We start from the raw sequence: 16761 nt of genomic DNA on the forward strand, positions 1-16761 counted from the left end.
AAGGACAATGAAGAAATTTGCATTAATAACAGGAGCATCAGGGGGAATAGGAAGGCATACAGCAATGACTTTGGCAGAACAGGGCTGGAGCCTGTATTTGCATTATCATACAAATGGAGAAGCCATAAAGGACCTTCTAGGTCTGCTTGCTCAATATGAAGGAGAATTCATTCCAGTGAAAGCGGACTTATCGGTTGATAAGGGATCTGATGATCTTCTATCACAACTTTTTCATTTAGATGCTGTGATCTTTGCCAGCGGGAAGGCGCAGTATGGGTTATTTCAAGAAATTAAAGGTCAGGAAATGGATGATATGTGGAATATCCATGTCAAGGCACCGATGAAAATTATGCAGGGGGTGCTGCCCAAGCTGTTAAACAGCACGATTGGAAGTGCTGTAATCGTCAGTTCCATCTGGGGACAGACAGGTGCGGCATGTGAAGTGATGTATTCCACAGTAAAAGGTGCTCAGATAGCATTGGTCAAATCACTAAGCAAGGAATTGGCCAGAAGCGGCATACGCGTTAATGCGGTAGCCCCTGGAGCTGTGAATACAGATATGATGAGCACTTTTACAGCGGAAGAATTGGCTGGGATAGCTGAGGAGATCCCAATGGGAAGGCTGGCTGAACCCCTTGAAGTGGCGAACATGATAGAATTTTTATTGTCCTCAAAAGCCTCATATACTACCGGACAGGTGTTTTCAGTGAACGGCGGCTGGTATACTTGAGGAAATAAGGTGATTTTAATATGGTGAGGATGAATATTTTCCTTTTGAAGATGCAAACTAAGGTTGTATTTCATAAAGAAATGCAAGCAAGGCCTCTAAACTGCAGATTGAGGCCTGAAATAAAGCATGACTTCTAAGGAGGCTCCATTTATGTCTGTATTGGATAACTGGCAAGATTGGAAAAATTTTTTGGGTGACCGCTTGAATCAAGCACAGCATGAAGGGATGCAGGGCGGAGTAGTATCGGACCTTGCGTACCAAGTCGGTGACTATCTTGCAAATCAGGTAGATCCTCAGAATGAGCAAGAGAAAGTCCTTGCTGATTTATGGTCCGTTGCATCTACTGAAGAGCAGCATGCAATTGCGAACATGATGGTCAAGCTTGTTAAGAACGATGGTACTCGCTAAGAGAGAGGATTAGTTCCTCTCTTTTTTTATTTTGATTTTAGCAGCAGCAAGTTGTTGGGGCTGGGGTCACAAGGAGTGGGACCCAATGGATTGGGCTATCCAGCTAAACTAAACGGGTCCTGCCAGTGGCACAAGGACCCGACGTCCACCGTTTTAATCGCCACTGCGCTGTGGTTGATGACAAGAAATATAACTCTCCCAAAGCAAATCCTTATGTATTCCATTATTCTAATCACTGCTAACTAACTCCCGCATTTGAAAGTGTGTAAAATGATTCGACTATCGGCATATAGGGTATGATGAGAAAAGATGAGTAAATATTACGTTCATTTGTAAGGTTTTCCTTTTCTAATAAGCCAAAATCATATATTATAGAAGCTAACGATACATGACTTAAACTCTCTAATTTTCAGGATATACGCAGAAATTTGTCAGATGGCGACTGTCACTTTTATTTTTGGAGGGATCTTATGGAACGAAAAGAATGGTATTTAGAATATGAAATTCAAAGAAACCGTCCTGGACTCCTTGGTGACATTTCTTCTCTGCTCGGTATGCTCTCCGTTAACATCGTGACAATCAACGGTGTAGATGAAGGCAGGCGGGGTATGCTGCTTCTGGCAAATAATGATGAGCAGATTACCAGACTTGAATCGATATTGCAGACAATGGATACGATAAATGTAACAAAGCTTAGGGAACCCAAATTAAGGGACCGTCTTGCCGTTAGACACGGACGATACATCCAGAGGGATGCCGATGACAAGAAGACGTTCAGGTTCATAAGGGACGAACTTGGCTTGCTGGTAGATTTCATGGCAGAGCTTTTCAAGCAGGAAGGCCATAAACTGGTAGGGATAAGAGGAATGCCGCGTGTTGGAAAAACGGAATCAGTTGTGGCCTCTTCCGTTTGCGCCAATAAAAAATGGTTATTCGTTTCTTCAACTTTGCTGAAACAAACCATCCGCAGCCAGCTTATTGATGATGAGTATTCATCTGAAAACATCTTCCTTATCGACGGGATTGTATCTACCAGAAGAGCAAATGAACGCCATTGGCAGCTTGTGAGGGAAATTATGAGACTATCTGCTGTCAAAGTGATTGAACATCCTGACATATTTGTGCAGAACTCTGAATACTCGCTGGATGATTTTGACTATATCATTGAACTTCGTAATGAGCCTGACGAAGAAATTACATATGATTTGGTAGAGAAAAACAATTTATTTCAAAACTCCGATTTTGGAGGATTCGATTTTTAAAAATTGGCAGGTGTTAGTTTTGACTGAACTAGGAACACGACTTAGAGAAGCCCGTGAAGCAAAAGGGTATTCCCTTGATGATTTGCAGGATATGACTAAAATCCAAAAAAGATATCTAGTGGGAATAGAAGAAGGTAATTATGATATGATGCCCGGCAAGTTCTATGTCAGGGCTTTTATTAAGCAGTATGCTGAAGCGGTCGGTTTAGACCCTGAGATGATTTTTGAAGAATACCCGAACGACATTCCTGTGACAAATACGGGAGACCTTCCCGAATTATCAAGAGTCCAATCCAGAAAACCTGTTTCTGCGGGCTCTTCTAAAGTGATGAATGTAATTCCAAGGATTCTGGTTGCCCTTTTTGTTATTGGTGCCATATTTGTGGTTTGGTATTTGCTGCCGAAACAATTCGGTGAAAACAACCAGGGGACGGATGAGAACCAGCAGGAATCTGTAGATTATTCTGAATCCCCGGAGGTACAGCAGCCTGATGATGAGGGGACGGAGGAATCTGCCGATGAAGGCAGTGAATCTGAAGAAAGCTCAGAATCAGGGCAAAACGAAGAAGAAACAGAAGAGCCCGCGGCAGAAACTGTACAGGAGATCGCTGTTGCTAATGTGAGCGGGAAAGAAACCACTTATGAAGTTAGGAATGCTGATGGCTTTAAGGTAGACATTTCAGCTGCCGGCGGTGACACTTGGATTGGTGTTTATAACTCCAAGGATGAGCAGCTCTTCAATCAAATGTTGAGTGATGGGAACACACAAACCTTCGACCTGGCAGAAGACGGAGAAGCTTTCATCATAGTCGGTAATGCCTCGGCAACGACAATAAAGGTTAATGGCGAGCAGGTCAAATATGAAGTATCGCCGACAGAAGTGGTAAGACAGGACATCATCATCAAACGTCCTGCCCAAGAATAGTCACTAAAGTGGCTATTCTGTTTTGTTATGATTCAAGGAGGTAGTAAGAGTGAACTTGCCAAATAAAATTACAATATCCAGGATTTTCCTCATCCCCTTATTTATGATTATCATGCTGGTTCCATTTGATTGGGGAACCATCTCTATTCTAGGGGCAGCAATGCCTGTAACACACTTTGCAGGAGGCCTTTTATTTATCATCGCATCTACAACAGACTGGATTGATGGGTATTATGCCCGTAAGCTGAACATGGTCACCAATCTGGGGAAATTTTTAGATCCACTGGCAGATAAGCTGCTCGTATCCGCAGCATTGATTGTCTTGGTGGAGATGGGCTTCGCTCCATCATGGATTGTCATCATCATCATCAGCAGGGAATTTGCTGTAACAGGATTGAGATTGGTACTGGCAGGGACAGGGGAAGTGGTGGCAGCCAACATGCTGGGGAAAATCAAAACATGGGCACAAATCATTGCGATTTCATCCCTATTGCTGCACAATATCATTTTTGCAGCCCTCTCCATCCCATTTGATACCATTACATTATGGATTGCTATGCTCATTACAATCTGGTCAGGATGGGATTATTTTTATAAGAACCGCCAGGCGTTTATAAATTCAAAATAATATGGACAAACAGGAGCCCGAACCCTTCTTTTTAACTGGTTTAGGGCTTCTTTTTTGTGGTATCAATGCTAAAAGCCTATAATTTATAGTGTAGAAAAAAATAAAAGATAACTGTAAAGGGGATAAAGGTATGAACGCAGAAATCATTGCTGTTGGTTCTGAATTGCTCCTTGGGCAAATCGTTAATTCAAATGCGAAATTCTTATCAGAACAACTGGCTGAAATTGGTGTGAATGTATACTTCCATACTGTTGTCGGAGATAATCCCGACCGATTGAAAAACGCTATAGAGATTGCCGAATCCCGTGCTCAACTGATAATATTTACCGGCGGCCTCGGACCGACGAAAGACGATTTAACCAAGGAGACGATTGCCGGCCATTTAAATACCTCGTTAGAAAAAGATGAAGAGGCATTGGCATATATAAAAGATTATTTCGTAAGGGCTCAAAGGGAAATGACGCCCAATAATGAGAAGCAGGCATTGGTTCTGAAAGATGCTCAAGTACTGAAAAACGAACAGGGCATGGCACCGGGAATGTTCCTCGCTAAGCCATCAAGATATTACATGCTCCTTCCAGGGCCTCCATCTGAAATGATTCCTATGTTCAAAAAATATGGAAAATCCGCTATTGAGAAGGCTTTGGGAAGACAAGAAACGATTGCTTCCCGTGTTTTGCGTTTCTTTGGTATAGGGGAAGCGGAGCTTGAAACAGAACTGATGGATTTAATTGAAGCACAGTCTAATCCAACAGTAGCGCCGCTGGCTTCTGACGGAGAGGTAACTCTTAGATTAACAGCAAAAGATGAATCAAAAGAAACGGCTGAGAAGCTGCTTGATCAACTGGAAACTGAAATACTGAAAAGAGTAAGGCCGTATTTTTATGGATATGAGGATACCACCTTAATGGAGGAAACCTCAAAGGCACTTAAAGAGAACGCGTTGACGATTGCCTGTGCGGAGAGTTTGACAGGCGGCCTGTTCGAGTCGCAGTTGACATCAATATCAGGCGCAGGATCCATTTTAAAGGGTGGTATTGTCTGTTACTCACCAGAAATCAAAAAGAATCTCCTTAATGTGTCGAGGGATACAATTGCCATTCATGGCACAGTAAGCAAACCATGTGCGGAAGAGCTGGCGGAAAATGTGAGGGAGAAATTCGATTCTGATATTGGAATCAGTTTCACCGGAGCTGCAGGTCCCGGCCCCCACGAAGGGAAAGATGAAGGGACCATCTGGATCGGCATCGCCAGAAAAGGCAGGGAAACGAAAACCTTCCTGCTCAACCTTGCCGGAACAAGAAATGGAAATCGGGCAAGGACAGTTAAGTACGGCTGCCACTTCCTCTTGAAAGAATTGAAAAAAGAAAAGGAGTAAAAGAGCGAGGACCAACAGGATACCCTGTTGGTCTTTGGTTTGATTTGGGGTGTTTATCTGTTGAAAGATAGTGACATAAAAAAGTGTTTTAATGAAATCCACTCTTGAGAATGACATTTTCTCCAAAGGAAAAAGAAGAAAGTTTAAAAATTCCGGCATAGAAAAAAACCGAATGAATGTTCGATTTTTCTCTTGTTAAATTGACCAAAAAGGTTTATAGTAGAGATAGGTTGTTGAAATGAGACAAGCAGTTGATAAATTGCTATTTTGTCTTTCTATATATGTAAGAGATTAAAAGGAGGAAATTTTGTGAGCGATCGTCAAGCTGCCTTAGACATGGCACTTAAACAAATCGAGAAACAATTCGGTAAAGGTTCTATCATGAAACTGGGAGAACAAACAGATAGAAATATAGTAACAATTCCAAGTGGTTCATTGGCATTGGATGTTGCTCTTGGTGTGGGCGGATATCCACGCGGGAGGATCATCGAAACATACGGTCCGGAATCATCTGGTAAAACAACAGTTGCTCTTCATGCAATTGCTGAAGTTCAGGCCAATGGCGGACAGGCTGCATTCATTGATGCCGAGCATGCCCTTGATCCTGTATATGCCCAAAAACTTGGTGTGAATATAGATGAACTTCTGCTTTCACAGCCGGATACCGGCGAACAGGCTTTGGAAATTGCTGAAGCGCTTGTCCGAAGCGGAGCAGTCGATATTCTTGTTATCGACTCTGTAGCTGCGCTTGTTCCTAAGGCAGAAATTGAAGGGGAAATGGGAGATTCACACGTTGGTCTTCAAGCACGTTTGATGTCCCAGGCCCTTAGAAAACTTTCTGGTGCCATTAATAAATCAAAAACAATTGCCATCTTTATTAACCAGATTCGTGAAAAAGTCGGAGTCATGTTTGGTAATCCTGAAACCACGCCAGGCGGACGTGCGCTTAAATTCTACTCCTCCGTCCGTCTTGAGGTCCGCCGTGCTGAAGCACTGAAGCAAGGGAACGAAATGGTCGGTAATAAAACGAAAGTCAAAGTCGTTAAGAACAAAGTGGCACCTCCTTTCCGTGTTGCAGAAGTCGATATCATGTATGGACAAGGGATTTCCAGAGAAGGGGAAATCATCGACATGGGCTCTGAACTGGATATCGTTCAAAAAAGCGGTGCCTGGTATTCTTACAATGAAGAGCGACTTGGCCAGGGCCGTGAAAATGCAAAAATTTTCTTGAAAGAAAACCCTGAAATCCGCAATGAGATCATGCAGAAGATCCGTGATCATTATGGGTTGGATACTGGCAGAGCGGAAACTGATGAAGGCCAGGATGAATTGTTCTTAGAAGAATAAGCTTTTTAAGAAGCAGGGAACCGTTCTCTGCTTCTTTTTCATATTAGGGTTCAAATGCATGAAAAATGATGAAAAAATCCAGTTAAAACAAGGGGAAAAGGCTCACCCCCTTGACAATGAATATTCTGAGATTTAAAATTAACATGTATATTTTACAAATTTTCGAATGTTAATATTTGAAAGCCTAGCGCTGTATATTGAAACCTTTGGAAACAATGTACCAGCCGACATGTAAAAGACATGACAAAAGTTCATAGCAAGGGGAGGTGAAATGATGGAACTCATTACAATCATCTCCATTTTGCTTGGCCTAATCGTCGGTGTAGTTGTTGGATACTTTATTCGTAAATCCATTGCTGAAGCAAAGATTGCTGGAGCTAAAGGTTCGGCAGAGCAGATTCTTGAAGATGCAAAGCGCGAGGCAGAAGCTCTGAAGAAGGAAAAGCTCTTGGAAGCAAAGGATGAAAATCATAAGCTTCGTACTGATATGGAAAACGACCTTCGTGAACGAAGAAATGAACTGCAAAAGCAGGAAAATCGTTTAATGCAAAAAGAAGAGAACCTCGACCGCAAAGATGAATCGCTTGATAAGCGTGAATCTCAGCTGGAAAGAAAAGAGGATGCTCTAAACGAAAGACAACAACATATTGAAGAGATGGAAAGCAAAGTGGACGAGATGATACGATCACAGCAGACTGAACTTGAACGCATCTCTGCACTTACACGGGATGAAGCGAAATCAATTATCCTGGACCGCACTGAGAATGAATTGTCTCATGATATCGCCTTGATGATCAGAGAGCATGAAACTCGTGCGAAAGAGGACTCTGACAAGAAAGCGAAAGAGATTCTTTCACTTGCAATCCAGCGTTGTGCTGCAGAGCATGTTGCAGAGACGACGGTATCTGTTGTGAACCTTCCGAACGATGAGATGAAAGGTCGCATCATTGGTCGTGAAGGACGTAATATTCGTACATTAGAAACGCTGACTGGAATCGATTTAATTATCGATGATACACCAGAAGCGGTTATCTTATCCGGTTTTGACCCAATTCGACGTGAGACTGCAAGGATTGCACTCGAAAAATTGGTTCAGGACGGACGAATCCATCCAGCCCGTATCGAAGAAATGGTCGATAAAGCAAGACGGGAAGTGGATGAGCATATCCGTGAAATCGGTGAACAGACAACATTTGATGTTGGTGTTCATGGGCTCCATCCGGATTTAATCAAGATTCTTGGGCGCTTGAAATTCCGTACAAGCTATGGTCAAAACGTTCTGAAACACTCCACTGAGGTTGCATTCCTTTCAGGATTGCTTGCCGCTGAATTGGGTGAAGATGTAACGCTTGCCCGCCGTGCAGGACTGCTTCATGATATCGGTAAAGCGATTGACCATGAAGTAGAGGGAAGCCACGTTGAAATCGGTGTTGAATTGGCTACAAAGTATAAGGAACATCCGGTTGTCATCAACAGTATTGCTTCTCATCACGGTGATACGGAACCAACTTCCGTCATTTCAGTGCTTGTCGCTGCTGCTGATGCACTTTCAGCTGCAAGACCAGGTGCGCGAAGTGAAACACTTGAGAACTATATCCGCCGCTTAGAAAAGCTGGAGGACATCTCTGAATCCTATGAGGGTGTCGAGAAGTCATTCGCCATTCAGGCCGGCCGGGAAGTTCGTATCATGGTTAAACCTGAATCAATAGATGATCTGGAAGCTCATCGTCTGGCACGTGACATCCGGAAACGGATTGAAGAGGAACTGGATTACCCAGGCCATATCAAAGTTACGGTCATTCGTGAAACAAGAGCGGTTGAATATGCAAAGTAAAGCGGTGTGATTTCACACCGCTTTTTACTTTGTGTCCAGCGCCCATCCCCAAGTGTCATAAGGTATTCCATCAAGAAGGTTAAAGAGCAGCCTTCCAGCCTGCTCGTCCTTTACTTGTCGGGGCTGAACAAGGCGATTCCTTTCTTTTATTTGCTACAAGCTGCTTTACCCCTCTAAAGGTCTAAGAGGCACCAGCGCTCTTAGCATGGTAATGGGTAAAGTATGAGTTTTTGTATAAGCTATGATAAAATAAAAGAAATGTTGAAAGAGAAAGGGTTTGTAAATGAAGATCTTATTTATTGGAGATGTAGTAGGCTCATTGGGCCGTGAAATGGTTTCAGAATATTTACCTAAGCTGAAGGCGAAATTTCGTCCTTCAGTCACCATTGTAAATGGGGAAAATGCAGCAGGCGGAAGAGGGATAACAGAAAAGATTTATAAACAGTTTTTGAATGATGGCGCCAATATCATTACTATGGGTAATCATACATGGGATAACAAAGAAATCTTTGATTTTATTGATAATACAAAATTGATGGTGAGGCCGGCAAATTTTCCAAAAGGCACTCCGGGAGCAGGGCTGACATTCATCAATATCAACGGCTTCGAGACAGCTGTGATCAATCTGCAGGGCAGAACATTCATGCCCCCTTTGGATTGTCCCTTTGAAGCTGCTGAAGAGCTTGTTGCTAAGGCAAAAGAGCGGACTCCGTTTGTATTTGTTGATTTTCATGCAGAAGCAACAAGTGAAAAACAGGCGATGGGCTGGTTCCTTGATGGAAAGGCTTCAGCAGTAGTCGGAACGCATACTCATATTCAGACAGCCGATAATCGGGTTCTTCCGAATGGAACTGCTTTTATCGCAGATGTCGGAATGACAGGGCCGTATGATGAAATATTAGGGATGAATAAGGAATCGGTCATCACGAAGTTCAGAACAAGCCTTCCTGTCCGATTCGAAGTGCCAAGCAAAGGAAGAAAGGTATTGAGCGGTGTCATCATTGAACTGCACGATAAAACTGGTGTGGCGAAAAGCATTGACAGGATTCTGATCAATGATGACCACCCGTTTATTGTTGAATAAAAATGAAAAGCAAAAGTACATTCTGGTGCTTTTGCTTTTTTGTGTTTTTTTTTCGTAAATGGTTGGTATTGGCAATGCGAAATATCCGAAAAAGTGTCGATGGTTTATTTCAAGGATGCAAGCAGTAAAAAAACGCATCAAATTGGTTTTTTGTATCACCTTTTATTCAAACGATATTCATGCAGTATCAGAAGTTCCCTTTGTATACACCCCCACTACGGCTTTTTTGGGCCAAGCGGGAATGATTTCCTGCTTTCATGAATATAGTAGCAGTGGAATCATTTATACCAGGTTGTTCTTTGCTTTGAACATTCGGTATGGGGAAATGACAAGGAGGAAAAGAAATGGAAATATTAAAAGTTTCAGCAAAATCTAATCCTAATTCTGTAGCAGGTGCACTTGCCGGAGTTCTTCGTGAGAGAGGAGCAGCAGAGATACAAGCAATCGGGGCAGGAGCCCTTAATCAGGCAGTGAAAGCGGTTGCGATTGCCCGTGGGTTTGTCGCTCCCAGTGGGGTAGATCTTATATGTATCCCTGCATTCACCGATATACTGATTGACGGAGAAGAACGAACTGCTATCAAATTGATAATTGAACCTAGATGAATGGAGTTGAGGCTGTCCCTGAAGAATGAATGGGAGAGCCTTTTTTAGTATACTGAAAGAGAAGGAGTTTAGGGATATATCAAGAAGTATATATAAAGAGCAAAGAGAACAGAAAGGAGTTTTTGTATGATATTTGATGGTCACTGCGATGTGCTTTTGAAGCTGCACCATTACAAGGATAAGGTCTCCTTCGAAAGCAAAGGGGATTTACATATTACATACCCACAGCTTCGTAAGGCGGGTAGCAAGGTTCAGCTTTTTGCCATTTACCTTCCTTCCTATCTAAAACCCGGTCAACGCTTCCAGGCAGCATTGGAGATGGTGGAGGTTTTTCATAAGCAAATCCTTAAGCAAAACCCCAAAATGAAAATGGTTCGTTCCAAGAAGGAAATTGCAGCATTAAAAGAGGATGAAATTGGCGCCATGCTGACTCTGGAAGGCTGTGAGGCCATCGAGGAGGATCTCATCAAGCTGCATACACTTTATCAGCTTGGAGTCAGGGCAGTCGGCTTAACCTGGAACTGGGCCAATGCTGTTGCAGATGGAGCACTGGAACCACGAGCTGCAGGTTTAACGAATTTCGGGAGGGAAACAGTGGAATTTCTCAATGATCACAAGATCATCACGGATGTTTCTCATCTCTGTGAGAGATCTTTCTGGGATACGATAGAAATTGCAAAGTATCCAATCGCTTCCCACTCCAATACTTTCAGCTATTGTCCCCATCCTAGAAATTTAAAGGATGACCAAATTAAGGCGCTTATAAATAAAGGAGGAGTGATGGGGTTAACATTTGTCCCGCCATTCTTGAATCAAAGTGGAGACGCCGAAATTTCCGATATTCTCCGTCACCTCGATCATATATGTTCAATAGGCGGCGAAAATCATGTAGGCTTTGGTTCGGATTTTGACGGAATCTCCGAGACCGTTAAAGGGCTGTCCTCCTACCGTGATTACGATAACTTAGTAGACGCACTTCAAAAACATTATAGTGAAAGCCAGATCCGGAAGTTCCTCTTCGATAATTTTTATGAGGCACTTCCGGAATAAAGCCGCAATTAGATTAAGATTCCCGCCAGATCACACTGGCGGGATTTTTTAGTTGTATTCTTTGCTCAGGTGAATTACTTAACTGTGCGATTCTGCATTTAGTGGGACTTGCCTAGCTCCAGGGGCCGCCGCATCGACTGGCGGATTTCTGTCTCCCTTCTCTCCAATCCAGCTGCCGCTAGGGTACTTACCGGCTCTTTCTTGAGATAAGTCAATATCCACTCACTCTGTTGGTTGTGTCTAAGTGATTTCATGCCAGTCCAGCCAGTACGCAGCTTAACGAGTCAATTCCGCTATGTAGTGATCAATCATCAGGAAAGGGCTCTGCTTTTTTTGATTCCCAGAACTCATCCGGAAGCCATCCAGCTGTGAATGGCCATTCCGAAACTTTATTGAACCACTCATTGCAGTGCTCTTCGTATTTCCTTTATCTTATCCGATAGCCCTGCAATCACTACGGGCTGAAAGGCAGATCGGGCAGGCTTTTGTTCAGCACGGCTCATAAAGAAATTGACTATTTTTGTTTAGAAGCATTAATGTTTACGAATAGAGCAAAGAAAGGACGGTTTCCCTTCTCTTTAACAGGATAAATTGAACATTTTGCAACATATGTACGCTTCTATTGTTTCAGGGGAGAAAAAGCTTTATACTAGATTAACGTGCAATCCTTTTGTAAAAAACTATCAACATTTTATAATAAAGAGTATCGTTCTTAGAAAATGCGTCGGCTGGTTTACATACAAGCCTGCAAAAACGCAGTTGAGCAATAGCAGGAAAGGAGTCCTTTTTCAATGAATGAAGAACAAAGAAAACATGGCCAGCAAGCGGCAGGTCCAGAAGATAAAAAGACTGAAAAAGATTATTCGAAATATTTTCAGAGTGTATATATTCCTCCATCATTGAAAGACGCAAAAAAACGCGGGAAAGAATCGGTTCAATATCATAATGATTTTAAAATCGATGAGAAGTTCCGGGGGATGGGCAATAACAAAAAGTTCTACATCCGTACATACGGCTGCCAGATGAACGAGCATGATACCGAAGTCATGGCAGGGATTTTCATGGCGTTGGGATATGAAGCCACCAATAGTACAGAGGATGCAGATGTCATTCTTCTGAATACATGCGCCATCCGTGAAAATGCAGAAAATAAAGTATTTGGCGAACTTGGACATTTAAAGCATCTTAAACGTGAAAAGCCTGAGCTGTTGATCGGTGTTTGCGGTTGTATGTCCCAAGAGGAATCTGTCGTGAACAAAATCCTGAAGACGTATCATCAGGTAGACATGATTTTTGGTACCCACAATATCCACCGCCTTCCGAACATCTTAAATGATGCATACATGTCAAAAGCGATGGTAGTTGAGGTTTGGTCAAAAGAGGGAGATGTCATTGAAAACCTTCCTAAAGTCCGCCGCGGCAATATTAAGGCATGGGTGAATATCATGTATGGCTGCGACAAATTCTGTACCTATTGCATCGTTCCTTATACAAGGGGCAAAGAGCGAAGCAGAAGGCCGGAAGAAATCATTCAGGAAGTCCGCCACCTGGCTGCACAGGGATACCAGGAAGTCACTCTTCTGGGACAAAATGTAAATGCGTATGGCAAGGATATTGAAGATCTAGAGGATTACGGTCTTGGAAACTTGATGGATGAACTCCGCAAGATCGATATACCCCGCATCCGGTTCACCACAAGCCACCCTCGTGACTTTGATGACTACTTAATCGAAGTCCTTGCGAAGAAAGGGAATCTTGTAGAACATATCCATTTACCGGTTCAATCTGGTTCATCTGCTGTCCTGAAAATCATGGCCCGTAAATATACACGCGAGAGATTCCTGGAGCTGGTAGGAAAAATCAAAGCGGCGATGCCTGGTGTAGCACTGACAACGGATATCATTGTCGGATATCCGAACGAAACAGAAGAACAGTTTGAAGAAACACTTTCATTGTATCGGGAGGTAGGCTTTGAATCAGCCTATACGTATATCTATTCTCCAAGGGAGGGTACTCCTGCAGCGAAAATGAACGATAATGTACCGATGGAAGTTAAAAGAGCGCGTCTGCAGCGCCTGAATCAGGCAGTCAATGAATTTTCAGCTGAAGCGCTTAAGCAATACGAAGGCAAAATCGTTGAAGTCCTTGTTGAAGGAGAAAGTAAGAAAAACCCGGAAATCCTTGCTGGTTATACGCGCCGAAACAAGCTTGTAAACTTCAAAGCTCCTAAAACGGCAATCGGCAAAATTGTAAAAGTAAAAATCACAGATACTAAGTCATGGTCGCTCAACGGAGAATTCGTTGAAGAAGGCCGGATTGGTTCAGAATTTCTAGAAGAAGCGGCAGAGGTGAAATAATATGACGAAATATACAAAAGACGATATTATGAAAAGAGCATCTGAACTGGCAAACATGATTGCAGAAACTGAGGAAGTTGATTTTTTCAAACGTGCAGAGGCACAAATCCATGAAAATCAAAAAGTGCGCGAAATGATCGCCAGCATTAAAAGCTTGCAAAAACAGGCCGTGAACTTCCAGCACTATGGTAAAACGGAAGCACTGAAGATGGTAGAAGCCAAGATTGAAAAGCTGGAAGATGATATCGATGCCATTCCGGTCGTGCAGGAATTCAAACAGTCTCAAGTTGACGTAAATGATCTTCTTCAGATTGTGGCGTCGACTATCTCTAACACTGTTACAGACCAGATCTTATCATCTACAGGCGGTGACCTTCTCAGGGGGGAAACGGGTTCCCAGGTTAAGAACTCCACTCCGGGAAGCTGCAGCTAATTTATAGGGGAACTGATTTCCTTTAGCAGGAATCAGCTCTCCAGTTAAATAAAGGCTGTTTTCGCATATATTGTTGCTTTCGGAAAAATCCCAAAAGCAGGATTTTTCCCTTGCATACTAAGTTTTTCGCTCTTGCTAAACAGGGGGTTTTTCCAAATCATTATTCCACTATCTTTCGGAATTATTGTCAGATTGCATCAAATAAAAAAAGCGTTATCTTCAAGGTGCTGTTTTTGAAGATAACGCTTTTTATGTTTTGTTTCGCTTTTTCTCGATCTTTCCTTCTTTGTCATCGTTTTTCTCTCATGAGTGCTGAATTGGCATCCAGGAGCCCTCAAGACCGTAACATCCCGTCCTCTGGTCCTCAATAAGTGATCACGTTCCTTTTTCGCCTTGCTTTTGGCCATCGGTGCTTCACCTCGTACGTAAATTCCTCCTGTGGAGGTGGTTCTATTAAAGCACGAAATGAGATAAGTTGAAAGCCTTTTTATTTATGGAGCTGCAATATAAGGATCAGCGGTATTCTCAGCCTTCTTTTAAATTCCTCTTTATCGTTGAAGGCGTCCTTCCTCGGAGCAGCTTCTTTTAAATTTTTCAAGGCAAATCCTCCAGCCAGGCACAGTGAGATATAGTCTTCAATCGTTCTGTGGTACTTAACAACGGAATGGTCCATCCATGCCTCGGTTCTTTTCCCGCTTTCAAAATAGTTGTCAACTACCCAGTGTGTCCGTTTTTCTTTTCCTGAAAAATGGTCGAACGTCGCAGTAATGACAGGATGCATAACGGAGAATACAAATTGGCCGCCGGGTTTTAGTCCCTTATACACAACATGAATCACAGCCTCCAAATCCTCAATGTAATGAAGGGCCATCCGAGATGTAATCAAGTCATATTTCGCTTCCTCGATATTCAACTTCTCCAAATCTCCTAAGAGAAATTCCGCCTTTTCAGTCGCATGGGATGAAGTTGCGCTATCAACCATATTTTGGGATCCGTCGATTCCTGTATAATCAGCAGCCCCTGCATCAAGCAGTTCTTTTCCGAAAAAGCCATCGCCACATCCAAGATCCAGGATGCTTTTGTCCCGGACATCCCCAATCAGTTCAAACAGTACCGGTTTTTCCATAGCATTATTTGGACTTTCTTCTCTTTGTCTCCGGGACATGAAACGGTCAAAAAACTCTTTTTCTTCGTATACACTTGATCCTTTATGTAACAACGTCATCCCCCCTGAATTTAAATGTCTTTTTTTTTACTCATCATAATATAGTACGGATGAAATTACCTTGCTTTTTTGAAATTATTTGATTGTAAAGACGATTAATGGTTTTTAAGGTGGTCGGGAAAATGGGAACATTCACTATTTTTAAGCATACAATGAACTATCTCGAAACTAATTTGTCACCATTCTTAAAATACTCGCACAAACGTCTAGACGCCCGCATAAGATGAATTGAAAATGAATGAGGAGGTACGCTCGAATGGCAGAATACAGAGAGATCATTACCAAAGCGGTCGTAGCGAAGGGACGCAAATTCACCCAATCCCATCATACGATTAGCCCGCCGCATCATCCATCGAGCATTTTAGGCTGCTGGATCATCAATCACACGTATGAAGCACACAAAGTCGGCAAAAAAGTCGAAGTATCGGGCTTCTACGAAATCAACGTGTGGTATTCCCACGATGACAACCGTAAGACTTCCGTGGTTACAGAGAAAGTGGAGTACTGCGATGTCATCAAGTTGAAATATCGCGATCCTGACTGCTTAGATGATAAAGAGGTAAATGCAATCGTACTGCAGCAGCCTAACTGCGTTGAAGCGGTTATTTCACCAAATGGCAACAAAATCATCGTACATGTAGAACGTGAATTCCAAGTCGAGGTCATCGGAGAAACAAAGGTTTGTGTCCTGGTTAATCCGGATGGCTGTGATGATGACTGGGATTGTGACTTTGACGATGAAGACTTTGAAGAGCTTAACCCGGATTTCCTGGAAGGGCTTGACGAAGAATAACTGAGACTAGGAAGACGGCCTCTTCCTAGTTTTTTTGGTTTAGAAAAGAACGGAACTCCTGTTTGAAAAATCATATTTTGACAGCTGGGAATCTTGCTTCCAGGTTAAATAATCAGAAAAAGAAAAGGGCGAAACGCTACGATTTCGTCCTTTTCTTTTCGTATGTTTATTTTATCAGTGAAGCCTGTTCACCACGCATATAGATGAATTTCAAGTTTTACAGCAATTGTCTTCTTGATTTTTTGGTGAAAAGCTCCTTGGTACTGATAAAAGGAGCGAAAAAGTAGTATGATGAAAAAAAGAAGAGGAGGGATAAAATGGATTATGAGATGCTTGGCTTGGACCATGTTCAACTGACTGCACCGAAAGGGACTGAAGAAAAGGCAAGATGGTTTTATGGGGAAGTTCTCGGGCTGAGAGAGATCCAAAAGCCGGAAAAGCTCATAGCTGGAGGGGGCTGTTGGTTTCAATGCGGAAACCATGAAATACATATAGGGGTAGAGAATGAATTTTCTCCAGCACTGAAAGCCCATCCTGGAATCACGGTGAAAAACATCGGTGCTCTTAGAAGCAGGCTTGAAGGAAATGGATTCCAAGTGCAGGAAGACACCCGGATTGAAGACCGGAAGAGAATTTTTATCAACGATCCTTTTGGAAACAGAATCGAATTTCTTGAGTTCCATAAATAAGGATTGCCCATTC

18 protein-coding genes are annotated in these 16761 nt (G+C 42.7%); 15 read left to right on the forward strand and 3 right to left on the reverse strand.

Annotated features, from left to right (window positions below; all coding sequences use genetic code 11):
* The first annotated feature begins 7 nt into the window (after window positions 1-7).
* From ymfI to AC4E8A_RS08590, 11 genes are all read left to right on the forward strand, one after another.
* Window positions 8-730, forward strand: coding sequence for an elongation factor P 5-aminopentanone reductase (gene ymfI, locus AC4E8A_RS08540; protein WP_490197987.1), 723 nt, complete (start codon window positions 8-10; stop codon window positions 728-730).
* 150 nt (window positions 731-880) lie between these two features.
* Window positions 881-1138: a DUF3243 domain-containing protein gene (locus tag AC4E8A_RS08545; protein ID WP_490197989.1), complete on the forward strand. Its 258-nt coding sequence runs from the start codon at window positions 881-883 to the stop codon at window positions 1136-1138.
* A gap of 470 nt (window positions 1139-1608) precedes the next feature.
* A complete protein-coding gene (locus tag AC4E8A_RS08550) occupies window positions 1609-2400 on the forward strand; it encodes a DUF3388 domain-containing protein (protein ID WP_490197990.1) in 792 nt (263 codons plus the stop codon).
* 19 nt (window positions 2401-2419) lie between these two features.
* On the forward strand, window positions 2420-3325 hold the full coding sequence (locus tag AC4E8A_RS08555) for a helix-turn-helix domain-containing protein (protein ID WP_490197991.1): 906 nt from the start codon (window positions 2420-2422) through the stop codon (window positions 3323-3325).
* A 49-nt stretch (window positions 3326-3374) separates the two neighbouring features.
* A complete protein-coding gene (pgsA, locus tag AC4E8A_RS08560) occupies window positions 3375-3953 on the forward strand; it encodes a CDP-diacylglycerol--glycerol-3-phosphate 3-phosphatidyltransferase (protein WP_490197993.1) in 579 nt (192 codons plus the stop codon).
* Between the two features lie 130 nt (window positions 3954-4083).
* Window positions 4084-5331, forward strand: a complete 1248-nt coding sequence (locus AC4E8A_RS08565; protein ID WP_490197994.1) for a competence/damage-inducible protein A — start codon at window positions 4084-4086, stop codon at window positions 5329-5331.
* Window positions 5332-5640: 309 nt separating this feature from the next.
* Complete coding sequence (recA, locus tag AC4E8A_RS08570; protein WP_490197996.1) at window positions 5641-6678, forward strand: recombinase RecA; 1038 nt, start codon at window positions 5641-5643, stop codon at window positions 6676-6678.
* 271 nt (window positions 6679-6949) lie between these two features.
* Window positions 6950-8512 (forward strand): ribonuclease Y, encoded by a 1563-nt coding sequence (rny, locus tag AC4E8A_RS08575; protein WP_490197997.1) that lies wholly within the window; start codon window positions 6950-6952, stop codon window positions 8510-8512.
* Between the two features lie 283 nt (window positions 8513-8795).
* Window positions 8796-9596 (forward strand): TIGR00282 family metallophosphoesterase, encoded by an 801-nt coding sequence (locus AC4E8A_RS08580; protein WP_490197998.1) that lies wholly within the window; start codon window positions 8796-8798, stop codon window positions 9594-9596.
* 344 nt (window positions 9597-9940) lie between these two features.
* Window positions 9941-10201, forward strand: a complete 261-nt coding sequence (gene spoVS / locus AC4E8A_RS08585) for a stage V sporulation protein SpoVS (protein ID WP_029281188.1) — start codon at window positions 9941-9943, stop codon at window positions 10199-10201.
* A gap of 126 nt (window positions 10202-10327) precedes the next feature.
* Window positions 10328-11251 carry a dipeptidase gene (locus AC4E8A_RS08590; protein ID WP_490197999.1) on the forward strand — a complete coding sequence of 308 codons (924 nt, stop codon included), beginning with the start codon at window positions 10328-10330 and terminating at the stop codon, window positions 11249-11251.
* Between the two features lie 276 nt (window positions 11252-11527).
* On the opposite strand, the gene AC4E8A_RS08595 is transcribed toward AC4E8A_RS08590, so the two are convergent.
* Window positions 11528-11656, reverse strand: coding sequence for a hypothetical protein (locus AC4E8A_RS08595; protein ID WP_490198000.1), 129 nt, complete (start codon window positions 11654-11656; stop codon window positions 11528-11530).
* A gap of 386 nt (window positions 11657-12042) precedes the next feature.
* Between AC4E8A_RS08595 and miaB the strand changes: the two genes are divergently transcribed.
* Together miaB and AC4E8A_RS08605 are read left to right on the forward strand one after the other, a co-directional pair.
* Complete coding sequence (miaB, locus tag AC4E8A_RS08600; RefSeq protein ID WP_490198002.1) at window positions 12043-13608, forward strand: tRNA (N6-isopentenyl adenosine(37)-C2)-methylthiotransferase MiaB; 1566 nt, start codon at window positions 12043-12045, stop codon at window positions 13606-13608.
* A 1-nt stretch (window position 13609) separates the two neighbouring features.
* On the forward strand, window positions 13610-14041 hold the full coding sequence (locus AC4E8A_RS08605; protein WP_490198003.1) for a YlbF/YmcA family competence regulator: 432 nt from the start codon (window positions 13610-13612) through the stop codon (window positions 14039-14041).
* Between the two features lie 197 nt (window positions 14042-14238).
* On the opposite strand, the gene AC4E8A_RS08610 is transcribed toward AC4E8A_RS08605, so the two are convergent.
* Both AC4E8A_RS08610 and AC4E8A_RS08615 read right to left on the reverse strand, forming a co-directional pair.
* Complete coding sequence (locus AC4E8A_RS08610) at window positions 14239-14448, reverse strand: hypothetical protein (RefSeq protein ID WP_490198004.1); 210 nt, start codon at window positions 14446-14448, stop codon at window positions 14239-14241.
* Window positions 14449-14528: 80 nt separating this feature from the next.
* Window positions 14529-15260, reverse strand: a complete 732-nt coding sequence (locus AC4E8A_RS08615) for a class I SAM-dependent DNA methyltransferase (RefSeq protein ID WP_490198006.1) — start codon at window positions 15258-15260, stop codon at window positions 14529-14531.
* Window positions 15261-15522: 262 nt separating this feature from the next.
* Here AC4E8A_RS08615 and cotE point away from each other — a divergent pair, with 262 nt between their 5' ends.
* Both cotE and AC4E8A_RS08625 read left to right on the forward strand, forming a co-directional pair.
* On the forward strand, window positions 15523-16059 hold the full coding sequence (gene cotE / locus AC4E8A_RS08620) for an outer spore coat protein CotE (RefSeq protein ID WP_490198007.1): 537 nt from the start codon (window positions 15523-15525) through the stop codon (window positions 16057-16059).
* Between the two features lie 317 nt (window positions 16060-16376).
* Window positions 16377-16748, forward strand: a complete 372-nt coding sequence (locus AC4E8A_RS08625; RefSeq protein WP_490198009.1) for a VOC family protein — start codon at window positions 16377-16379, stop codon at window positions 16746-16748.
* The last annotated feature ends 13 nt before the right edge of the window (window positions 16749-16761 follow it).

The organism is Bacillus sp. SRL337 (assembly GCF_984799155.1).